The following is a 20,372-nucleotide window of genomic DNA, read 5'->3' as shown; positions in this document are numbered from 1 at the left end:
TTGATCTTTGCTTTTCATTCTTTTTGAGACATGCCATGACCACCGTCCGCACTCGCATCGCGCCATCGCCTACCGGGGACCCCCACGTAGGTACCGCTTACATCGCTTTGTTCAACTACTGCTTTGCCAAGCAGCATGGCGGTGAGTTCATCCTGCGGATCGAAGACACCGACCAACTGCGTTCGACCCGCGAGTCCGAACAGCAGATTTTCGACGCCCTGCGCTGGTTGGGTATCGACTGGAGCGAAGGCCCGGATGTCGGCGGCCCGCACGGTCCTTACCGTCAGAGTGAGCGCGGCGATATCTACCAGAAGTACTGCCAGCAACTGGTCGACATGGGCCATGCCTTCCCGTGCTTCTGCACTGCCGAAGAACTGGACCAGATGCGCGCCGAGCAAATGGCCCGCGGTGAGACCCCGCGTTACGACGGCCGTGCGCTGTTGCTGTCCAAGGAAGAAGTCGCGCGCCGCCTGGCCGCTGGCGAACCTCACGTGATCCGCATGAAAGTGCCGACCGAAGGCGTGTGCGTGGTGCCGGACATGCTGCGTGGCGACGTTGAGATCCCGTGGGATCGCATGGACATGCAAGTGTTGATGAAAACCGACGGCCTGCCGACGTACTTCCTGGCCAACGTGGTCGATGACCACCTGATGGGCATCACTCACGTGCTGCGCGGTGAAGAATGGCTGCCTTCGGCACCGAAACTGATCCTGCTGTACGAGTACTTCGGCTGGGAACAGCCGCAGCTGTGCTACATGCCGCTGCTGCGTAACCCGGACAAGAGCAAGCTGTCCAAGCGCAAGAACCCGACCTCGGTGACGTTCTACGAGCGCATGGGCTTCATGCCGGAAGCGATGCTCAACTACCTGGGCCGCATGGGCTGGTCGATGCCGGACGAGCGCGAGAAGTTCTCCCTGCAGGAAATGGTCGACAACTTCGACCTGAGCCGCGTCTCGCTTGGCGGGCCGATTTTCGACATCGAGAAACTGTCGTGGCTCAACGGCCAGTGGTTGCGTGACCTGCCGGTGGAAGAGTTCGCCGCTCGCGTGCAGAAGTGGGCGCTGAACCCTGAATACATGATGAAGATCGCGCCGCACGTGCAGGGCCGGGTTGAAACCTTCAGCCAGGTCGCACCGCTGGCTGGCTTCTTCTTCGCTGGTGGCGTGAATCCGGACGCTAAACTGTTCGAATCCAAGAAGCTCTCGGGCGATCAGGTTCGTCAGTTGATGCAATTGATCCTGTGGAAGCTGGAAAGCCTGCGTCAATGGGAGAAGGACAGCATCACCGCAACGATTCAGGCGGTGGTCGAATCCCTGGAGCTGAAGCTGCGTGACGCCATGCCGCTGATGTTTGCTGCGATCACCGGGCAGGCCAGTTCGGTATCGGTGCTCGACGCGATGGAAATCCTCGGTCCGGACCTGACCCGTTTCCGTCTGCGCCAGGCCATTGACCTGCTGGGCGGCGTGTCGAAGAAAGAAAACAAAGAGTGGGAAAAGCTTCTGGGCGCGATTGCCTGACGGCGTTTGACTCTGTAGGAGCTGCCGGAGGCCGCGATCTTTTGATCCTGATCTTCGGCGCTTCCCCCGAATTTACGGGGGGAGGGCGGTAAGTGATTGTTATGTCGGCAAAAAATTTTAAATTTTTTGAAAAATAAGTTTGACAGCTTTCCGATGCGCCATTAAGATTCGCCCCGTCCTCAGCGATGAGGGGCTATAGCTCAGCTGGGAGAGCGCTTGCATGGCATGCAAGAGGTCGACGGTTCGATCCCGTCTAGCTCCACCAATTTACACTTCAAGGTCTGGCCACACCGACCTTGAAGCGATCAACACTCAGCGTTGATCAGTTGTATAGAAGGGTTTGCGTCCCCTTCGTCTAGTGGCCTAGGACACCGCCCTTTCACGGCGGTAACAGGGGTTCGAGTCCCCTAGGGGACGCCAGTTTTACAGAAGCGATGTTGCAAGATGTCGCTCCGCCGCGAGGCGAAAAATCCGGGGCTATAGCTCAGCTGGGAGAGCGCTTGCATGGCATGCAAGAGGTCGACGGTTCGATCCCGTCTAGCTCCACCAATTTTACAGTTCAAGGTCTGGCCACACCGGCCTTGAATCGATCAGCTCTCAGCACTGATCAGTTGTATAGAAGGGTTTGCGTCCCCTTCGTCTAGTGGCCTAGGACACCGCCCTTTCACGGCGGTAACAGGGGTTCGAGTCCCCTAGGGGACGCCACGATTACCCGCTTTGCGGGATTTTTAAGGGTCATTCAATTATTGAATGGCCCTTTTGTTTGTCTGGCGTTTGGCCAAATCTCCTTTTTCCCCAAAACTGTTCTTCAGACCAGCGGTCACATCCACGACTTGCGAAAAATTATTATGAGAATAATATTCTAGTCGTAATATTCGGAGGCAACGATGAACGATAAAAAAGCTCAAACCCGCGAACGCATCCTCAAGGCTGCCAGTGCAGCGCTGATCCAGCGCGGCCCGGCCGAGCCGAGCGTGGGCGAAGTGATGGGCGCGGCCGGCCTGACGGTCGGCGGTTTCTACGCGCACTTCGAGAGCAAGGACGCGTTGATGCTGGAAGCGTTCAAGCAGCTGCTCAGCCATCGTCGTGACTTGATCGCCGACATGGATGCCGAGTTGACCGGCGAAGAGCGTCGCGCGTTGGTCGCAGCGTTCTACCTGTCGCGCAAACACCGTGATTCCACCGAGCAGGCATGCCCGGTTCCAGCGTCGATCAGTGAACTGGGCCGTCTGCCGGACGAATTTCGTGTGGCGTTGAATGAACATATTGAATTGATGGTCGCGCAGTTGGCAGCCTGCCCGGAAGACATCGACAAGGTCTTGGCCGACATCGCCTTGATGGTGGGTGGTTTGGCGCTGGCGCGGGCGCTGGGGCCGGGAGAGTTGTCCGATCGATTGCTGCGCGCCGCCAAATCGGCGGTGCTGTGACCTAAAGGCATCCAGCCTGAGGAGATGAGCGATGAACGCGTTGAGCTGGGTTCGTGGCGTTAATGGCACCTTGGGCTGGTTCGCACCGAAGCTGGTGGCGAGCAAGATGCGTCTGGCATTCATGACCCCGCGGGAGTTGCCGCCGCGTGATTGGGAATTGCCGCTGCTGGCGAAATCCGAGCGGATCACCTTGCGCTTCGGCCTCTCGGCGCTGCGTTGGGGACAGGGCCCGGCAGTGTTGTTGATGCACGGCTGGGAAGGCCGGCCAACGCAGTTTGCCGCGCTGATCACGGCGCTGGTCGATGCCGGTTACACCGTGGTCGCCTTGGACGGCCCGGCTCACGGTCGCTCGCCTGGACGCGAAGCCAATGTGGTGCTGTTCGCCCGGGCGATGCTTGAAGCAGCTGCTGAACTACCGCCGCTGCAAGCGGTAATCGGTCACTCGATGGGCGGCGCCAGTGCGATGCTCGCGGTGCAGTTGGGCTTGCGCACCGAAACCCTGGTCTCGATCGCCGCCCCGGCGCGAATCCTTGGGGTGCTGCGCGGTTTTGCGCGCTATGTACGCCTGCCGCCCAAAGCCCGTTCGGCGTTCATTCGTCAGGTCGAAAAAGACGTTGGCATGCGTGCTGCTGCGCTGGATGTCGCGCACTATCAGCTCGACATGCCAGGCCTGATTGTCCATGCCGAGGACGACAGCTTTGTCTCGGTCAAGGAGTCCCAATTGATTCACGAAGCCTGGTTCGACAGTCGCTTGTTGCGCCTGGAAGAGGGCGGTCATCAGCGGGTCCTGGCCGATCCGCGGGTAATCGATGGCGTGCTCTCGCTGCTGGCCGGTCGTAGCCTGCAGTCGCGCCAATCGGCCTGAGCTTCCGTTACACTGCCCCGGTCGAAATAATCTGACCGGGAGTGGGGCATGGGCTGGGATCGGGCAACGCCGTTTATCATTGATCTGGAAGTGGGCGCCGAAGACATCGACGGGTTGGGTCACGCGAACAACGCGGTGTACGTGACCTGGCTCGAGCGCTGTGCCTGGCGTCACTCGCAGCGGCTGGGCCTGGACCTGGTCGAGTATCGGCGGCTGGACCGGGCGATGGCAGTGGTGCGGCACGAGATCGATTACCTGGCGGCGGCCTACGAAGGTGATGAGCTGCAATTGGCGACCTGGATCGTCGATTGGGACCAGCGCCTGAGAATGACCCGACACTTCCAGCTGATCCGCCCCAGTGACAACTCAACGTTGCTGCGGGCGCAGACCACGTTCGTGTGCATCGAACTGTCGACCGGCAAGCCCAAGCGCATGCCGGCGGAATTCATCGAGGGCTACGGCTCGGCGTTGCAAGTTCCAAGTTGACACAGTCCGCACATTTGCCACCGCCCGGTCTGACGAAATACCTTCTGCACGCCGAAACCAGTAAACTGCCGCACGTTTTTCGTCGAGTGTGTTTTTCATGCAAATTGCTTTGGCGCCCATGGAGGGGTTGGTCGACAACATCCTGCGGGACGTGCTGACCCGTGTGGGCGGTATCGATTGGTGTGTAACCGAGTTCATTCGGATCAACGATCAGCTGCTCACGCCTGCCTACTACCACAAGTTCGGCCCGGAACTGCTGACGGGCGCCCGTACCGCCTCTGGCGTGCCGCTGCGGGTGCAACTGCTTGGCTCCGATCCGGTGTGTCTGGCGGAAAACGCTGCACTGGCCTGCGAATTGGGTTCCGAAGTCATCGACCTGAACTTTGGCTGCCCGGCCAAGACCGTCAATAAGTCGCGTGGTGGCGCCGTTCTGCTCAAAGAGCCTGAGCTGCTCAACGAAATCGTCGAACATGTCCGTCGCGCGGTGCCCGCACACATTCCAGTGACCGCCAAAATGCGCCTGGGCTTCGACAGTCCCGATGGCTCGCTGGTTTGCGCCACAGCCCTGGCCGAAGGCGGTGCGGCGCACATCGTGGTTCACGCACGGACCAAAACGGATGGCTACAAGCCGCCAGCTCACTGGGAGTGGATCCCGCGGGTGCAGGACGTGGTCAAGGTGCCAGTGTTCGCCAACGGTGACATCTGGAGCGTCGAGGACTGGCGCCGTTGCCGCGAGATCAGCGGCGTCGAAGACATCATGCTCGGCCGCGGCCTGGTGTCGCGTCCGGACTTGGCCCGACAAATCGCCGCCGCCCGCGCCGGTGAGGAGGTCGTCGAGATGACCTGGGCCGAGCTGCTGCCGCTGATTCAGGATTTCTGGCTGCAAGCCAAGGCCCAGATGACACCACGCCAATCGCCGGGTCGCTTGAAGCAATGGCTGGCGATGCTAACCCGCAATTATCCTGAAGCGGTAGAGTTGTTCAGCGTGCTGCGACGTGAAACCGAACTGGATCAGGTCTCGCGTTTACTGGGGTTGCAGGTGTCTGAAGCCGCCTGAATCGGCTTGAAAAAAATCTGAAAATAATCTCTTGAAAAGTAATCAGCGGTCCTTATCTAAGGATTACGCGATGCCGAATTCGGGTCGCGGAGACAAAAAAACTTGCTGATTATGTTCAGGAGATTTGAATCATGAGTACTGCATTTTCCTTGGCCCCACTGTTCCGTTCCTCGGTAGGTTTCGACCGTTTCAACGACCTGTTCGAAACCGCCCTGCGCAATGAGCCAGGCAGCACCTATCCACCCTACAACGTTGAAAAATACGGTGATGATCAATACCGCATCGTTGTAGCGGCCGCCGGTTTCCAGGAAGACGACCTGGACCTGCAAGTAGAAAAAGGTGTACTGACCATCAGTGGCGGCAAACGTGACGCGGACGAAAACGTCACTTACCTGTACCAGGGCATCGCACAGCGCGCCTTCAAACTGTCGTTCCGTCTGGCGGACCACATCGAAATCAAGGCCGCCGAACTGCGCAACGGTTTGTTGAGTATCGATCTGCTGCGTGTAATCCCGGAAGAAGCGAAAGCCAAACGCATCCCGATCAATGGGGCGGAAAAACCGGCTCTGCAACACTAATCGGTCAGAGCAAATGAGAAGGGCGCCATCCACTGGCGCCCTTTTTTTGTCCGTTATCCCGTCCTGAATAAGATTTACACCTATTTGTAGCAGCTGCCGAGCCCGCGAGGCTGCGTTCGGCTGCGTAGCAGTCGCAAAACCTGCCACCGCGTTCTTTCAGCTAAATGGTATTGACTGGATTACGACTGCTTCGCAGCCGAACGGAGCCTCGCTGGCTCGACAGCTGCTACAGTCGAATGCGGAGCTGCTACGGGTTTATTTGAGGAGTTTCTGAAACTCCTCCACCAGCAACGGCCTGCTGTGCAAATACCCCTGATACAAATGGCAGCCCAGCCCTTGCAAAAACTCCAGTTGCTCCTCGGTTTCCACCCCTTCGGCAATCACTTCCAGCTCCAGGCTGCGGGCCATGGCGACGATGGCGCGAATGATTTCGGCATCGTTGGGGTCGGTGGTGGCGTCGCGGATGAACGACTGGTCGATTTTCAGGGTGTCGACCGGCAGGCGCTTGAGGTAGGTCAGCGAGGAGTAACCGGTACCGAAATCGTCCATGGCAAAGCTCACGCCGAGTTTTTTCAGGCGTCGCATTTTGCTGATGGTGTCGTCCAGGTTCTGGATGACGATGCCTTCGGTGATTTCCAGTTTCAGTAACGAGCAGGGCAGGTCGTGGCTGCCGAGGCTGTGCTCGATGCGTTCGACGAAGTCGTTCTGGCGGAATTGTCGCGGGCTGATATTCACGCACAGGCTGAAATTGAGCGGGTCGATCAGGCCTTTGGCGATCAGGCTTTTGAAGGCCGCACAGGCTTCGTCGAGGATCCATGTGCCGACTTCCAGAATCAGCCCGCTGTCTTCCAGCACCTTGATGAACTCGGTCGGCGATTGCGCGCCCAGTTGCGGATGGTGCCAGCGCACCAGGGCTTCGGCGCCGGTAATGCGGTTGTTGCGGGCGTCCACCTGAGGCTGGTATTGCACGCTGAATTCACCCCGGGAAAGGGCTAGGCGCAGGTCGGTCTCCATGCGCAGGCGTTCGCTGGCGGCCTTCTGCATGGTGTTGTGATACATCTGCGTGGTGTTGCGGCCCGAGTCTTTGGCGCGATAGAGGGCGATATCGGCGCGCTTGAGCAGGTCGGTCGGGGTCGAGCCGTGGTCGGGGATCAGCGCGATGCCGATGCTCGGCGTCACTTGCAGGCGCTGTCCATCGAGGAACATCGGTTCGGACAGCAATTCGCGCAAGGTATCCGCCAGTTCCCGGACTTGAGCGCTGACGTCGCTGCGCGAGCCTTCCAGGCCACTGAGCAGCACCACGAACTCATCGCCGCCCAGGCGTGCGACGGTGTCTTCCATGCGTACGCTGGCTTCAAGGCGCGCGGTGATGATTTTCAGCACCGTATCGCCCACCGGGTGGCCGAGGGAGTCGTTGATGTGCTTGAAGTGGTCGAGGTCGAGGAACATCAGGGCGCCACGCAAGTTGTGGCGCTTGAGCAGGGCGATCTGCTGGCTCAGGCGGTCCATCAACAGCGCGCGGTTCGGCAGGTTGGTCAGCGGGTCGTGGTAGGCCAGGTGACGGATCTGCGCTTCGGCATTTTTCAGCAGGCTGACGTCCCGGGCGGTCAGCAGCAGGCAGGCGGTTTCGTTGAGGGTGATCGGTTCCACCGAGACTTCGACGGTCAGCAACTCGCCGCGCTTGTTGCGCCCGAGCATTTCCAGGTGGTGAACCCGGCCCTTGATCTGTAGTTCGGCCAGCAACGCCGAGCGTTGTTTCTCCTCGGCCCAGATGCCGACCTGATACACCGTGCGGCCCACCACTTCATCGGCACGGTAGCCGGTCAGGCGGCAGAAGCCGTCGTTAACCTCCAGATAGCGTCCAGTGTCTCGCTCGGTAATGGTGATGGCGTCGGGGCTTGAGTGGAAGGCCTTGGCGAACTTCTCCTCGCTGGCCTTGAGCGCCGCTTCCGAGCGTTGCTGTTGGGTGATGTCGCGCAGGGTGGTGACGATGCACGGCTGGTCGCCGACGCTGATCTGGCGGCTGGAGATCACGCAGGTCAGGGATTGCCCGTCCTTGTGTTGAACGATGATCGCCACATTGTTCAGGCCCTGTTCGCGGATGACCCGCTCGATCCTTTGCAGGCTTTTCGCCGAGGCGTCCCACAGGCCGATTTCGTCGGCGCTGCGGCCGATGACGTCGGTGGTGCTCCAGCCGAACGTCTGGGTGAAGCTGGAGTTGATCTCGATGAAGTGGCCGGTGTCCTGGCGCGTGACGCAGATCGGGTCGGGGCTGACCTGGAACAACGTGGCAAATTTCTCTTCCGACGCTATCAGTTGCTGTTCGCGCTCCACTTGCTCGGTGATGTCCAGCAGCGTGCCGGCCATGCGCAGGGGATTGCCGTCATCATCGCGGTAGAGTCTGGCGCGGCTTTCCAGGTAGCGCGAACTGCCGTCCGGCAGTTGCACGCGGTAGGTCAGTTGATAATTGCCGGCCGGGCCTTCGCGTAAGCTGCGGTAAGCGTCGCGCATGGTGTCGCGTTCTTCGCCGGGTACACCTTCGAAAAACGCATCGAAGGACTCATGGAAGGGTTTGGGCTCCAGCCCGTGCAGCTGAGCGGCCCGCGCCGAGCCATAAAGCATGCCGCTGGGGATGTGCCAGTCCCAGGTGCCGAGTTGTGCTGAATCGAGGGCCAGGTCGAGGCGTTCCTGGCTGTCTTTGAGGGCGTGCTCGGCGATTTTGCGTTCGGTAGTGTCAAGGAATGTGCTCAGCAGATAGGGCTGGCCTTCGAGCTCGACCTTTTGTGCGCTGAGAATGCCGTCGTGAACCTGCCCATTGCTGGCGCGAAATTGCACCTCCATGTTGATCAGCTCGCCTTTGGCCTTGGTGGCCTTGACCAGTTCCGCCCGTTGCTCCGGGTTGACCCAAAGGCCCAGTTCCAGCGTGGTTCGGCCGATTGCGTCTTGCACCGGCCAGCCGAACAGGCTTTCGAAGTACTGGTTGGCTTCGCTGATCAGGCCGTCTTCCTGTCGGGTCAGCAGCACCATGTTCGGGCACAGGTGAAACAGCGTGGCGAAGCGTTTTTCCGAGCTGCTCAGCGCTTGTTCACGCTGGCGCTGGTGGGTGATTTCACGGATGACCCCGATCATTCGTGGCCGGCCGTTTTTGTCCGGTAGCAGGCTGCCGTTGATTTCCAGCCAGTGCAGGCTGCCGTCGGGCCAGCGGATGCGGTGGTGCATGGCCTGCTCCAGCGGGGCGCCGGCGATCACTGCATTGAAGGCGCGGATGGCTTTCGCCCGATCCTCCTGGGGCAGCAGGTCGAGGTATTCCAGATCCTCGGGCAACGGTTGTCGGGGATCGAAGCCGAACAACGCCTGAGTGCCCCGTGACCAGCTGATCTGCCCGCGCTCGATGTCCCAATACCAGGCGCCCAGTCGGGCACCATTGAGGGCCGCGAGCAACTGTGGGGCACTTTCCCAGCTCTGCTCGGACCGTTTTGGGTCAATTGCCTGAATTCGCGGCATTGGCGGCATACGTTCAACAGATTTGGGCATGGATGACAGGCCTTGGGCTGAATTGGGCGTTAGGCACAGGGTTTTGGGGCTCTATAGGCGTAGCACAAAAGAAGAAGCACAGCTTAGCCGCGAGTCCCTGGCTGATCGATTTGTGCATCCAGCAAAGCCATGAAGGCCTTTGCCGCGTTCGACAGCGTCCGTTCGGTGTGCAGGATATAGCCTAGCTGGCGAGTGAGCTGTATGCCCGGCAAAGGTATGCGCGCCACTTGTTCATCCAGCATGGTGCGCGGCAAAACGCTCCAGGCCAGGCCGATCGAGACCATCATCTTGATGGTTTCCAGATAATTGGTGCTCATGGCGATGTTCGGCGTCAGGCCCTGGGCCTCGAACAGGCGTTGCACGATGTGGTGGGTAAAGGTGTTGCCGCCGGGGAAAACCGCGGGGTGCAAGGCAATATCCGCCAGGCTGACCGCGCCGTTGCTGATCAGCGGATGCTCCGGGGCGGCCACGAAATCCAGCGGGTCGTCCCACACGGGCATGGCCTTGACCAATGTGTGAGGTTCCGGTGCAAGGGTGATGACTGCCAGTTCAGCGCGGCCATGGAGGATTTCTTCGTAGGCCACTTCCGAATCGAGGAACTGAATATCCAGCGCCACTTGCGGGTAACGTCGGGTGAACTCCCTTAATAAGGGTGGCAAGCGATGCAGGCCGATGTGATGGCTGGTGGCCAATGTCAGACGACCGGTCACTTCGCCAGTCAGGTTGGTCAGGGCGCGGCGGGTGTCATCCAGTACATTGAGGATCTGATAGGCCCGTGGCAGCAAGGCGCGGCCGGCTTCGGTCAGGCCGACTTCCCGGCCCAGTCGATCGAACAGTCGCACCTTCAATTGCTGCTCCAGCCCGGCGATGCGCTTGCTGATGGCCGGTTGCGTCAGGTGCAGCCGTTCGCCGGCGCCGGAGAAGCTTCCGGTCTCGGCAATCGCGATAAAAGCGTTGAGGTTGGCGAGGTCCATAATGAGGTCTCAGTGGCATTCCAGTTGGTTATGCAAAGCATAAAAAATATGAATTTGAGTTATTTAATGTAACCCCCTAGGATCGACCTCACAAGCCAAGGGGTTATTGAATTACTCAAGATCCGGGGCATAGAAACAAGCTGATGAGGAAACCGTCTGATGGCCGGCAAAACGCTCTACGACAAGCTCTGGGATTCGCATTTGGTCAAGCAGCGCGACGATGGCTCTGCGCTGATCTACATCGATCGTCACATCATCCACGAAGTGACCTCGCCGCAAGCCTTCGAAGGCCTGCGTCTGGCCGGGCGCAAGCCTTGGCGCATCGATGCCAACATCGCGACCCCGGACCACAACGTACCGACCACCCCGGAGCGCAAGGGCGGCATCGAAGCGATCGTCGACCAGGTCTCGCGTTTGCAGGTTCAGACCCTCGACGATAACTGTGACGAATACGGCATCGTCGAATTCAAGATGAATGACGTCCGCCAAGGCATCGTCCACGTCATCGGCCCGGAGCAGGGTGCCACCTTGCCGGGCATGACCGTGGTCTGCGGCGACTCCCACACCTCGACCCACGGCGCATTCGGTGCCCTGGCTCATGGTATCGGCACCTCCGAGGTCGAGCACGTGCTCGCCACTCAGTGCCTGGTCGCCAAGAAAATGAAGAACATGCTGGTGTCGGTCGAGGGCAAATTGCCGTTCGGCGTGACCGCCAAGGACATCGTCCTCGCCGTAATCGGCAAGATCGGCACCGCCGGCGGTAATGGCCACGCCATCGAATTCGCCGGTAGCGCGATTCGCGACCTGTCCGTTGAAGGCCGCATGACCATCTGCAACATGTCCATCGAAGCCGGCGCCCGTGTTGGCCTGGTGGCCGCCGACGAAAAAACCGTGGCTTACGTCAAGGGCCGTCCATTTGCTCCGAAGGGCGCGGAATGGGATTTGGCCGTCGAAGCCTGGAAAGACCTGGTCTCCGATGCGGATGCCAAGTTCGACACCGTCGTCGAGCTCGATGCCTCTCAGATCAAGCCGCAAGTCAGCTGGGGCACCTCGCCTGAGATGGTGTTGGCCGTGGACCAGAACGTGCCGGATCCGGCCAAGGAAATGGACCTGGTCAAGCGTGACTCCATCGAACGCGCCTTGAAATACATGGGTTTGACCGCCAATCAGGCGATCACCGACATTCAGCTGGACCGCGTATTCATTGGTTCCTGCACCAACTCGCGGATCGAAGACCTGCGCGCCGCCGCGGTGATCGCCAAGGGCCGCAAAGTGGCTTCGACCATCAAGCAAGCCATCGTGGTGCCGGGTTCGGGGCTGGTGAAGGCTCAGGCTGAATCCGAAGGCCTGGACAAGATTTTTATCGAGGCCGGTTTTGAATGGCGTGAGCCTGGCTGCTCGATGTGCCTGGCGATGAACCCGGACCGTTTGGAATCGGGCGAGCATTGCGCGTCGACCTCCAACCGTAACTTCGAAGGCCGTCAGGGCGCCGGTGGTCGTACCCACCTCGTCAGCCCGGCCATGGCCGCCGCCGCCGCTGTGAACGGTCGTTTCGTCGACGTCCGTGAATTGATCTAAAGGAGCGCAGCATGAAAGCTTTTACCCAGCACACTGGTCTTGTCGCGCCTTTGGATCGTGCCAACGTCGACACCGACCAGATCATCCCGAAGCAGTTCTTGAAGTCGATCAAGCGCACCGGTTTCGGTCCGAACCTGTTCGATGAATGGCGTTATCTGGACGTTGGCCAGCCGTATCAGGACAACTCCAAGCGCCCGCTGAACAAGGACTTCGTCCTCAACGCCGAGCGTTATCAAGGCGCCAGCGTGTTGCTGGCCCGCGAGAACTTCGGTTGCGGCTCCAGCCGCGAGCACGCGCCGTGGGCACTGGAAGAGTACGGTTTCCGCAGCATCATCGCGCCGAGTTACGCCGACATCTTCTTCAACAACAGCTTCAAGAACGGCTTGCTGCCGATCATCTTGAGTGACGCTGAAGTCGATGAGCTGTTCAAGCAGGTTGAAGCGAACCCGGGCTACCAGTTGCAGATCGATCTGCAGGCCCAGACCGTGACCCGTCCGGACGGTAAAGTGTTGAGCTTCGAGATCGATGCCTTCCGCAAGCACTGCCTGTTGAATGGTCTCGACGATATCGGTCTGACTTTGCAGGATCACGAGGCGATTGCGACGTTTGAAGCCAAACACCGCGCAAGCCAGCCATGGTTGTTTCGCGACGCCTGAGATTGATCAGGAATCGATGTAATCAGGGTCGGCCTCTTCGCGGGCAGGCCCAGGCAGCGCAAGGTTAAACCTAAAAAGGAAGTCCCGATGACCAGCACCGCCCAGCACAGCCAAGTAGTCCAAAAACAATTCGGTGAACAGGCCTCGGCCTATCTGAGCAGCGCCGTACACGCTCAAGGCACCGAGTTCGCGCTGCTACAGGCTGAACTGGCGGGGCAGGGCGAAGCCCGGGTACTGGACCTGGGTTGCGGCGCCGGTCATGTGAGTTTTCATGTGGCCTCGCTGGTCAAGGAAGTAGTCGCTTACGACCTGTCCCAGCAGATGCTCGATGTAGTCGCCGCCGCTGCTATCGACCGGGGTTTGAGTAATGTGACCACGGTCAACGGCGCCGCCGAGCGTCTGCCGTTCGCCGATGGCGAGTTCGATTTCGTCTTCAGCCGCTATTCGGCGCACCATTGGAGCGACCTCGGTGTGGCCCTGCGCGAAGTTCGCCGGGTGCTGAAACCGGGCGGGGTGGCGGCGTTCATCGATGTGTTGTCGCCGGGCAGCCCGTTGTTCGACACTTACCTGCAAAGCGTCGAAGTGCTGCGCGACACCAGCCACGTGCGCGATTATTCTGCGGGCGAGTGGTTGCGTCAGGTCAGCGAAGCGGGGTTGCATACCCGCAGCACCACGCGTCAACGGTTGCGCCTGGAGTACACCTCCTGGGTCGAGCGCATGCGCACGCCGCAGGTGATGCGCGCGGCAATCCTCGAGTTGCAGCAATCGATGGGCAACGAGGTGCGCGAATATTTTGAGATTGAGGCCGATGGTTCGTTCAGCACCGATGTGCTGGTGCTGATGGCTGAACGATAGAATTTTTCCGGGCGCGCCCCAGGGCGCGCCGACTGATGACATGAGGAAAGCATGAGCAAGCAGATTCTGATTCTCCCAGGCGACGGTATTGGCCCGGAAATCATGGCCGAAGCGGTCAAGGTGCTGGAGCTGGCGAACGACAAGTACAGCCTGGGCTTCGAACTGAGCCATGACGTGATCGGTGGCGCCGCCATCGACAAGCACGGCGTGCCGCTGGCCGATGAAACCCTGGCCCGTGCACGCGCAGCCGACGCTGTGCTGCTGGGCGCCGTGGGCGGCCCGAAATGGGACACCATCGAGCGTGACATCCGCCCTGAGCGCGGTCTGCTGAAAATCCGTGCGCAACTGGGCCTGTTCGGCAACCTGCGTCCGGCGATCCTGTACCCGCAACTGGCCGAGGCTTCCAGCCTGAAGGCAGAAATCGTTGCCGGCCTGGACATCCTGATCGTCCGTGAACTGACCGGCGGTATCTACTTCGGTGCGCCACGTGGCGTGCGCGAACTGGAAAACGGCGAGCGCCAGGCCTACGACACGCTGCCATACAGCGAAACTGAAATCCGTCGTATCGCCCGTGTCGGTTTCGACATGGCCCGCGTACGCGGCAAGAAGCTGTGCTCGGTGGACAAGGCCAACGTGCTGGCCTCCAGCCAGCTGTGGCGTGAAATCGTCGAGCAAGTGGCCAAGGACTACCCGGACGTCGAACTGAGCCACATGTACGTCGACAACGCCGCCATGCAACTGGTGCGTGCACCGAAGCAGTTCGACGTGATCGTCACCGACAACCTGTTCGGCGACATTCTTTCCGACGAAGCGTCGATGCTCACCGGTTCCATCGGCATGCTGCCGTCGGCGTCGCTGGATGCCAACAACAAAGGCATGTACGAGCCGTGCCACGGTTCGGCGCCGGACATCGCTGGCAAGGGCATTGCCAACCCGTTGGCGACCATTTTGTCGGTGTCGATGATGCTGCGTTACAGCTTCAATCTGCAGGATGCGGCCGATGCCATCGAGAAGGCCGTGAGCCTGGTTTTGGATCAGGGTCTGCGTACGGGCGACATCTGGTCGGCTGGTTGCACCAAGGTCGGTACACAGGAAATGGGCGACGCAGTAGTCGCCGCGCTGCGGAATCTGTAATCTCTCTGGCCCGCTGCAATTTTCAACCTTGAAAGCAGCGGCCCACTTTTCAAGAAGGTGTAGTTGCGATGAAACGTGTAGGTCTGATCGGTTGGCGCGGCATGGTCGGTTCCGTGCTCATGCAGCGGATGCTGGAAGAGCAGGATTTCGATCTTATCGAGCCGGTGTTTTTCACCACTTCCAATGTCGGTGGCCAAGGCCCGTCCGTGGGCAAGGACATTGCTCCGCTCAAGGACGCTTACAGCATTGAAGAGCTGAAAACCCTCGACGTGATTCTGACCTGCCAAGGTGGCGACTACACCAGCGAAGTGTTCCCGAAGCTGCGCGAAGCCGGCTGGCAGGGTTACTGGATCGACGCCGCTTCCAGCCTGCGCATGCAGGATGACGCGGTGATCGTGCTGGACCCGGTCAACCGCAAGGTCATCGACCAGCAGCTCGACGCGGGCACCAAAAACTACATCGGCGGCAACTGCACTGTCAGTCTGATGCTGATGGGCCTGGGCGGTCTGTTCGAAGCCGGTCTGGTGGAGTGGATGAGCGCCATGACCTATCAGGCGGCCTCCGGTGGCGGCGCGCAGCACATGCGTGAGCTGATCAAGCAAATGGGTGTGACTCACGGCGCTGTCGCCGATCAACTGGCCGATCCGGCCAGCGCCATCCTCGACATCGACCGCCGTGTTGCCGAGGCCATGCGCAGCGACGCGTACCCGACCGAAAACTTCGGCGTACCGCTGGCCGGCAGCCTGATCCCGTGGATCGACAAGGAGCTGCCGAACGGCCAGAGCCGTGAAGAGTGGAAGGCCCAGGCCGAGACCAACAAAATCCTTGGTCGCTTCAAGAGCCCGATCCCGGTGGACGGTATCTGCGTGCGCATCGGCGCCATGCGTTGCCACAGCCAGGCGCTGACCATCAAGCTGAACAAAGACGTGCCGATCGCTGATATCGAAGGGCTGATCAGCCAGCACAACCCTTGGGTCAAGCTGGTGCCGAACAACCGTGAAATCAGCATGCAGGAGCTGAGCCCGACGAAAGTCACCGGCACCCTGAACGTGCCGGTCGGTCGTCTGCGCAAGCTGAACATGGGGTCGCAATTCGTCGGTGCCTTCACCGTCGGCGACCAACTGCTGTGGGGTGCGGCCGAGCCGCTGCGTCGCATGCTGCGGATCCTGCTTGAGCGTTGATCGATTGATGCAATGAAAGAACCCGCGCCTTGAAAGAGGTGCGGGTTTTTTATGCGCGCCATCCAACTTCTGTAGCAGCTGGCGAAGCCTGCGTCCGGCTGCGCAGCGGTCGTAAACCCTGCGCGCGCGGTTTGCCTGAATGATCGGGATCGCCATGACGAGGACTTCGTCCTCGAACGCAGCCTTCGGCAGCTGCTACAAGGCTTCCCCATTCATTGCCTCACCACCAACCACCCGGTAAAGTGCCGCTCCCCCCGTTTCGCCAGAGGTAGAACCATGAGCCAGTCCTTCGATATTGCCGTGATCGGCGCCACCGGTACTGTCGGCGAAACACTCGTCCAGATTCTCGAAGAACGCGACTTCCCGGTCGGAAATCTGCACCTGCTGGCGAGCAGTGAATCGGCCGGACACTCGGTGCCGTTTCGCGGCAAGAACGTGCGGGTGCGCGAAGTCGATGAGTTCGACTTCAGCAAAGTCCAGTTGGTGTTCTTCGCCGCCGGCCCGGCGGTGACCCTCAGTTTCGCCCCGCGCGCTACGGCCGCCGGTTGCTCGCTGATCGACCTGTCCGGCGCGTTGCCGGCCGATCAGGCGCCGCAAGTGGTGCCCGAGGCCAATGCCGCAATTCTTGCTGGCCTGAAAAAGCCCTTCCAGGTCAGCAGCCCAAGCCCTTCGGCGACAGCGCTGGCGGTGGTGCTGGCGCCGCTGCTCGACTTGCTCGACCTGCAACGCATCAGCCTGACGGCGTGCCTGGCGGTATCCGCCCAGGGCCGTGAAGCCGTCAGCGAGCTGGCCCGGCAAACCGCCGAACTGCTCAACGTGCGTCCGCTGGAGCCGGCATTCTTCGATCGGCAGATGGCTTTTAACCTGTTGGCGCAAGTCGGTGCGCCCGATGCTCAGGGCCACACGTTGCTGGAAAAGCGTCTGGTGCGCGAGCTGCGTCAGGTCTTGTCGCTGCCTTTATTAAAGATTTCCGTCACTTGCATTCAAGCCCCGGTGTTTTTTGGCGATAGCTATAGCGTGACCTTGCAGTCATCGAGTGCTGTCGACCTGGCGAAAGTCAACGCGGCACTGGAAGCGGCGCCCGGTATCGAGCTGGTCGAGGCGGGCGATTACCCGACTCCGGTGGGCGATGCGGTAGGGCAGGACGTGGTTTACGTTGGTCGGGTTCGCAGCGGGATCGACGACCCGGCGGAACTTAACGTGTGGCTGACGTCAGATAACGTACGCAAAGGCGCCGCGCTCAATGCTGTGCAGGTGGCTGAATTGTTGATAAAAGACCTGCTGTAAAAGATACTTGGCAACAATTTTTTCTAGTGGTTCCAGCCGAACACCATGTTTGGTTGGAATGCTTGAGGCGAGCCATCCCGCAGGGCTTTCGTCGCATGAATGAAACGATCGCGCGCGACGACCCTTCGCCGTCGCGCGCAACGCCTTACGGCAGCGGCAATCAACACCTTCTCGCTGGCCGAGGAATGTTCAAACAAAGGATGAGGCTATGGTTCAAGTTCGCAAACTGGTGTTAGCAATAGCGGCCGCCTCGGCGCTGTCCTCCGGTATGGCGCATGCCCTCGGGCTTGGGGAATTGACCCTGAAATCGACGCTGAACCAGCCTCTGGTAGCAGAAATCGAGTTGCTCGACGTCAAGGACCTCACGGCTGCCGAAGTGGTGCCGAGCCTGGCCTCGCCCGAAGATTTCGCCAAGGCCGGTGTCGATCGTCAGGCGTTCCTCAACGACCTGACATTCACACCGGTGCTTAACGCCAGCGGCAAAAGCATCCTGCGCATCACCTCCAGCAAACCGCTGTCTGAACCGATGGTGAAATTCCTGGTTCAGGTGATGTGGCCAAACGGTCGTCTGCTGCGCGATTACAGCGTGCTGCTCGATCCGTCCAAATTCTCGCCGCAAACTGCCGATGCCGCCGCGCAACCGGCGCCAGCCCAAACGGTGACCGCGCCAGTCACTGGTGCGACCAAATCGACGCAATACACCACCACGTCGCGCGATACCCTGTGGGAAATCGCCGCGAAGGCGCGTAACGGTGGATCGATCCAGCAAACCATGCTGGCCATCCAGGCGCTGAACCCGGATGCCTTTATCGACGGCAACATCAACCGGCTGAAAACCGGCCAGGTGCTGCGTCTGCCGGATCAGGTGCAAAGCGCCAGCCTGCCGCAACCCAAGGCCATCGCTGAAGTCGCGGCGCAGAACTCTGCATGGCGCCACGGTCGTCGCTATGTGGCGAAGCCCGGAAGTGGGCAGCAGCAACTCGATGCCACCAAGCGTGCTCGTGGTGATGGCGCTTCGTCGCAAGTTGCCACGGACAAGCTGAGCCTGGTCTCTGCCGACACCGGCAAGGGCCGTGGCAAAGGTGCCGCTGGTGATGCGAAAGCCTTGAGCAACAAGCTGGCCGTGACCCAGGAAAGCCTCGACACGGCTCGCCGTGACAACGCTGAACTGAAAAGCCGCATGAACGACCTGCAAAGCCAGCTGGACAAGCTGCAGCGCCTGATCGAACTGAAGAATAATCAGTTGGCCAAGCTGCAAGCCGAAGGCGGCGCGGGCGCACCGGCAGCTACGACCGCTCCGGCGATGTCGGCCGAGCTGGCAGCCAGTCCGGCGGCAACGCCAGTTGAAGCGACTCCGACGGCTCCCGCGCCAGAGGCTGCCGCACCGGAAGTCGTTCCGGCGCCAGCCGTCGAGCCGACGCCTGTGGCGTCCGACGAGCAGAAATTCAACGAACTGCTGACCAACCCGATCCTGCTGGGTCTGGTGGGTGGCGGTGCAGTGGTTCTGCTGCTCTTGCTGTTGTTGCTGGCCCGTCGCCGCAAAGCTCAGCAAGAAGCAGAAAAACATCTGCGCATGGCCCGTGCCTTGGCTGAGGAGCAAGAGTTCTCCACCGACCTCGACCTGCCGGAAAGCAGCTTCGAAGGTCTGGAAGTTCCACCGCCAAGCGTGAAACTCGCGACCGCGCCAACGCCTGCACCTGCACCGGCCCCGGTGATTGCCCCGGTTGTGGTGACGCCACCGATCGCTGCACCGTTGGTTGCGCCTGCCGCCGAACGCTCTGACGACGTCTTGGCCCAAGCACAGTCGCACATCGCGGCCGGTCGCCTGAATCAGGCTGCCGCGCTGCTGGAAGACGCTATCAAGCAAGAGCCGCAACGCAGCGACCTGCGCCTGAAGCTGATGGAAGTCTACGGTCAGCAGGGCGATCGCGATGCGTTCGTCGCTCAGGAGCGTCAACTGGTGGCCAACGGCGATAACTTCGCCCGGGTCGAACAGCTGAAAAGCCGTTTCCCGGCCATGGTGGTCGCGGCGGTGGGTGGTCTGGCCGCCGCGGCTGTCGCCGCCGAGCTGGACGCGCAGTACGTCAAGGAGCTGCTGCTGGACGAGCCGCAAGCCCCGGAACCGACACTGGCTGACTTTGACAGTGCTTTCGATCTGAGTCTCGACGATCTGGAAGCGGCTACTCCGATCACGCCTGCGGTTGCAGTCGAGCCAGCACCGCAACCACAGCCTGAGCCAGAGCCAGAGCCAGAACCAGAGTCTCTGGCTGAGCTGGACGAGTTTCCGCTGGACGACGACCTGAGCTTTGAGTCGGTGTTGCAACAACAGACTGAAATCAAGGAAAGCCTCGACGATCTGTCGGACTTCGACCTGGACATGGATCTGGGCGGCGATGCTTCCCCAGAGACTCTGGCTGAAGACGACTTCCTGCTGAGCCTGGATGACGACCTCAAGGACTTGCCTGTCGCTGAAGCGCCGACCGTCACTGAGGCGCCAAAGGTGACTGAGGCGCCGCTCGACGATCTGGAGTTGCCGGCTGATTTCGATCTGTCGCTGGCCGATGAAATGGACGCCACCCCGGATAAGCCTGACGCCTTTGAAAATGAACTCAACGACGTCAATGCCGAGCTGGATCGTTTGTCCCAGAGCCTCGGCGAGCCAAGCTTCACCGAGGAAGATGCGTTTGCCTCGTCAGATGATGAGCTCGATTTCCTCTCTGGCGCTGACGAAGTCGCCACCAAACTCGACCTGGCCCAGGCCTACATCGACATGGGCGACAATGACGGCGCTCGGGACATCCTCAATGAGGTGGTGACCGAGGGCGATGCGGGGCAGAAGAGCGAAGCCAAGGAAATGCTCTCGCGTCTGGCGTGAATCGTCGGTAAGGCGTAAACAAAACGGCAGCCCATCAAGGCTGCCGTTTTTGTTTGGGGAGGGTGTGGTGGCGTCTGTTGGAGTGCCTTCGCGGGCAAGCCTCGCTCCTTGTATGTTGGCCGAACACCCGGCGAGAGCAGCTAAGCTCCTCGGTGTTGTCTCAAAGATGTGTTTCTGGGGGAGGCCGACCGCTCCTGAAGGCAGGACTTGCTCCTGACCTTGTCTGTAGAGAGGCTCCCCCGCCTCATTGCCCACCACGAAGAGTATCGAGAAGCCGACAAGTCGGACTTCGCATTACAAGGTTGCAGCGGCATGAAGTTCGAGGTCAGGGGAACCAGGAGCCATCTTCACCCAGTTTCCTTGGAGTG

The 20,372-nt window shown here is 60.4% G+C and carries 15 protein-coding genes and 4 tRNA genes; 17 read left to right on the top strand and 2 right to left on the bottom strand.

From position 1 onward, the window contains the following. Positions 1-35: 35 nt before the first annotated feature. From gltX to AF70_RS19680, 10 genes are all read left to right on the top strand, one after another. Positions 36-1,517: a glutamate--tRNA ligase gene (gltX, locus tag AF70_RS19725; RefSeq protein ID WP_018928106.1), complete on the top strand. Its 1,482-nt coding sequence runs from the start codon at positions 36-38 to the stop codon at positions 1,515-1,517. A 189-nt stretch (positions 1,518-1,706) separates the two neighbouring features. Then, positions 1,707-1,782 (top strand) — tRNA-Ala (locus AF70_RS19720). Positions 1,783-1,861: 79 nt separating this feature from the next. Beyond that, positions 1,862-1,937, top strand: a tRNA-Glu gene (locus tag AF70_RS19715). Positions 1,938-1,990: 53 nt separating this feature from the next. Continuing rightward, positions 1,991-2,066 (top strand) — tRNA-Ala (locus tag AF70_RS19710). A gap of 80 nt (positions 2,067-2,146) precedes the next feature. Then, positions 2,147-2,222: transfer RNA gene (locus tag AF70_RS19705), tRNA-Glu, on the top strand. 182 nt (positions 2,223-2,404) lie between these two features. Then, the gene (locus tag AF70_RS19700; RefSeq protein WP_028939638.1) at positions 2,405-2,944 is read left to right on the top strand and encodes a TetR/AcrR family transcriptional regulator; all 540 of its coding nucleotides are present in this window, start codon (positions 2,405-2,407) and stop codon (positions 2,942-2,944) included. Positions 2,945-2,975: 31 nt separating this feature from the next. Continuing rightward, positions 2,976-3,809 (top strand): alpha/beta fold hydrolase, encoded by an 834-nt coding sequence (locus AF70_RS19695; protein WP_019582114.1) that lies wholly within the window; start codon positions 2,976-2,978, stop codon positions 3,807-3,809. Between the two features lie 48 nt (positions 3,810-3,857). Further along, positions 3,858-4,295, top strand: a complete 438-nt coding sequence (locus AF70_RS19690; RefSeq protein ID WP_019582115.1) for a thioesterase family protein — start codon at positions 3,858-3,860, stop codon at positions 4,293-4,295. A gap of 97 nt (positions 4,296-4,392) precedes the next feature. Continuing rightward, the gene (locus AF70_RS19685; RefSeq protein WP_007935194.1) at positions 4,393-5,352 is read left to right on the top strand and encodes a tRNA-dihydrouridine synthase; all 960 of its coding nucleotides are present in this window, start codon (positions 4,393-4,395) and stop codon (positions 5,350-5,352) included. 131 nt (positions 5,353-5,483) lie between these two features. After that, positions 5,484-5,930: an Hsp20 family protein gene (locus AF70_RS19680; protein WP_019582116.1), complete on the top strand. Its 447-nt coding sequence runs from the start codon at positions 5,484-5,486 to the stop codon at positions 5,928-5,930. A gap of 255 nt (positions 5,931-6,185) precedes the next feature. Here AF70_RS19680 and AF70_RS19675 read toward each other — a convergent pair whose 3' ends face one another. Both AF70_RS19675 and AF70_RS19670 read right to left on the bottom strand, forming a co-directional pair. Beyond that, positions 6,186-9,464: a PAS domain S-box protein gene (locus AF70_RS19675; RefSeq protein WP_028939637.1), complete on the bottom strand. Its 3,279-nt coding sequence runs from the start codon at positions 9,462-9,464 to the stop codon at positions 6,186-6,188. Between the two features lie 83 nt (positions 9,465-9,547). After that, entirely contained in the window at positions 9,548-10,438 is an 891-nt protein-coding gene (locus AF70_RS19670; protein ID WP_028939636.1) for a LysR family transcriptional regulator, read from the bottom strand. A 159-nt stretch (positions 10,439-10,597) separates the two neighbouring features. On the opposite strand from AF70_RS19670, the gene leuC reads away from it, so the two are divergent. The 7 genes from leuC (at position 10,598) to AF70_RS19635 (ending at position 20,004) form a co-directional block, all read left to right on the top strand. Beyond that, a complete protein-coding gene (leuC, locus tag AF70_RS19665) occupies positions 10,598-12,016 on the top strand; it encodes a 3-isopropylmalate dehydratase large subunit (protein ID WP_028939635.1) in 1,419 nt (472 codons plus the stop codon). A gap of 11 nt (positions 12,017-12,027) precedes the next feature. Next, positions 12,028-12,672, top strand: a complete 645-nt coding sequence (leuD, locus tag AF70_RS19660) for a 3-isopropylmalate dehydratase small subunit (protein ID WP_018928097.1) — start codon at positions 12,028-12,030, stop codon at positions 12,670-12,672. Between the two features lie 87 nt (positions 12,673-12,759). Further along, on the top strand, positions 12,760-13,527 hold the full coding sequence (locus tag AF70_RS19655) for a class I SAM-dependent methyltransferase (RefSeq protein WP_019582120.1): 768 nt from the start codon (positions 12,760-12,762) through the stop codon (positions 13,525-13,527). Positions 13,528-13,578: 51 nt separating this feature from the next. Beyond that, the gene (gene leuB / locus AF70_RS19650; protein WP_007935187.1) at positions 13,579-14,661 is read left to right on the top strand and encodes a 3-isopropylmalate dehydrogenase; all 1,083 of its coding nucleotides are present in this window, start codon (positions 13,579-13,581) and stop codon (positions 14,659-14,661) included. A gap of 68 nt (positions 14,662-14,729) precedes the next feature. Further along, complete coding sequence (asd, locus tag AF70_RS19645) at positions 14,730-15,842, top strand: aspartate-semialdehyde dehydrogenase (RefSeq protein WP_007935182.1); 1,113 nt, start codon at positions 14,730-14,732, stop codon at positions 15,840-15,842. Between the two features lie 276 nt (positions 15,843-16,118). Continuing rightward, positions 16,119-17,129 (top strand): aspartate-semialdehyde dehydrogenase, encoded by a 1,011-nt coding sequence (locus AF70_RS19640; protein ID WP_019582121.1) that lies wholly within the window; start codon positions 16,119-16,121, stop codon positions 17,127-17,129. Between the two features lie 208 nt (positions 17,130-17,337). Then, entirely contained in the window at positions 17,338-20,004 is a 2,667-nt protein-coding gene (locus AF70_RS19635; RefSeq protein WP_019582122.1) for a FimV/HubP family polar landmark protein, read from the top strand. Positions 20,005-20,372: the final 368 nt, after the last annotated feature.

Source organism: Pseudomonas sp. KD5 (assembly GCF_012932895.1).
Taxonomy (GTDB): Bacteria; Pseudomonadota; Gammaproteobacteria; order Pseudomonadales; family Pseudomonadaceae; genus Aquipseudomonas.
This window is presented reverse-complemented; position numbering and strand designations above follow the sequence as displayed.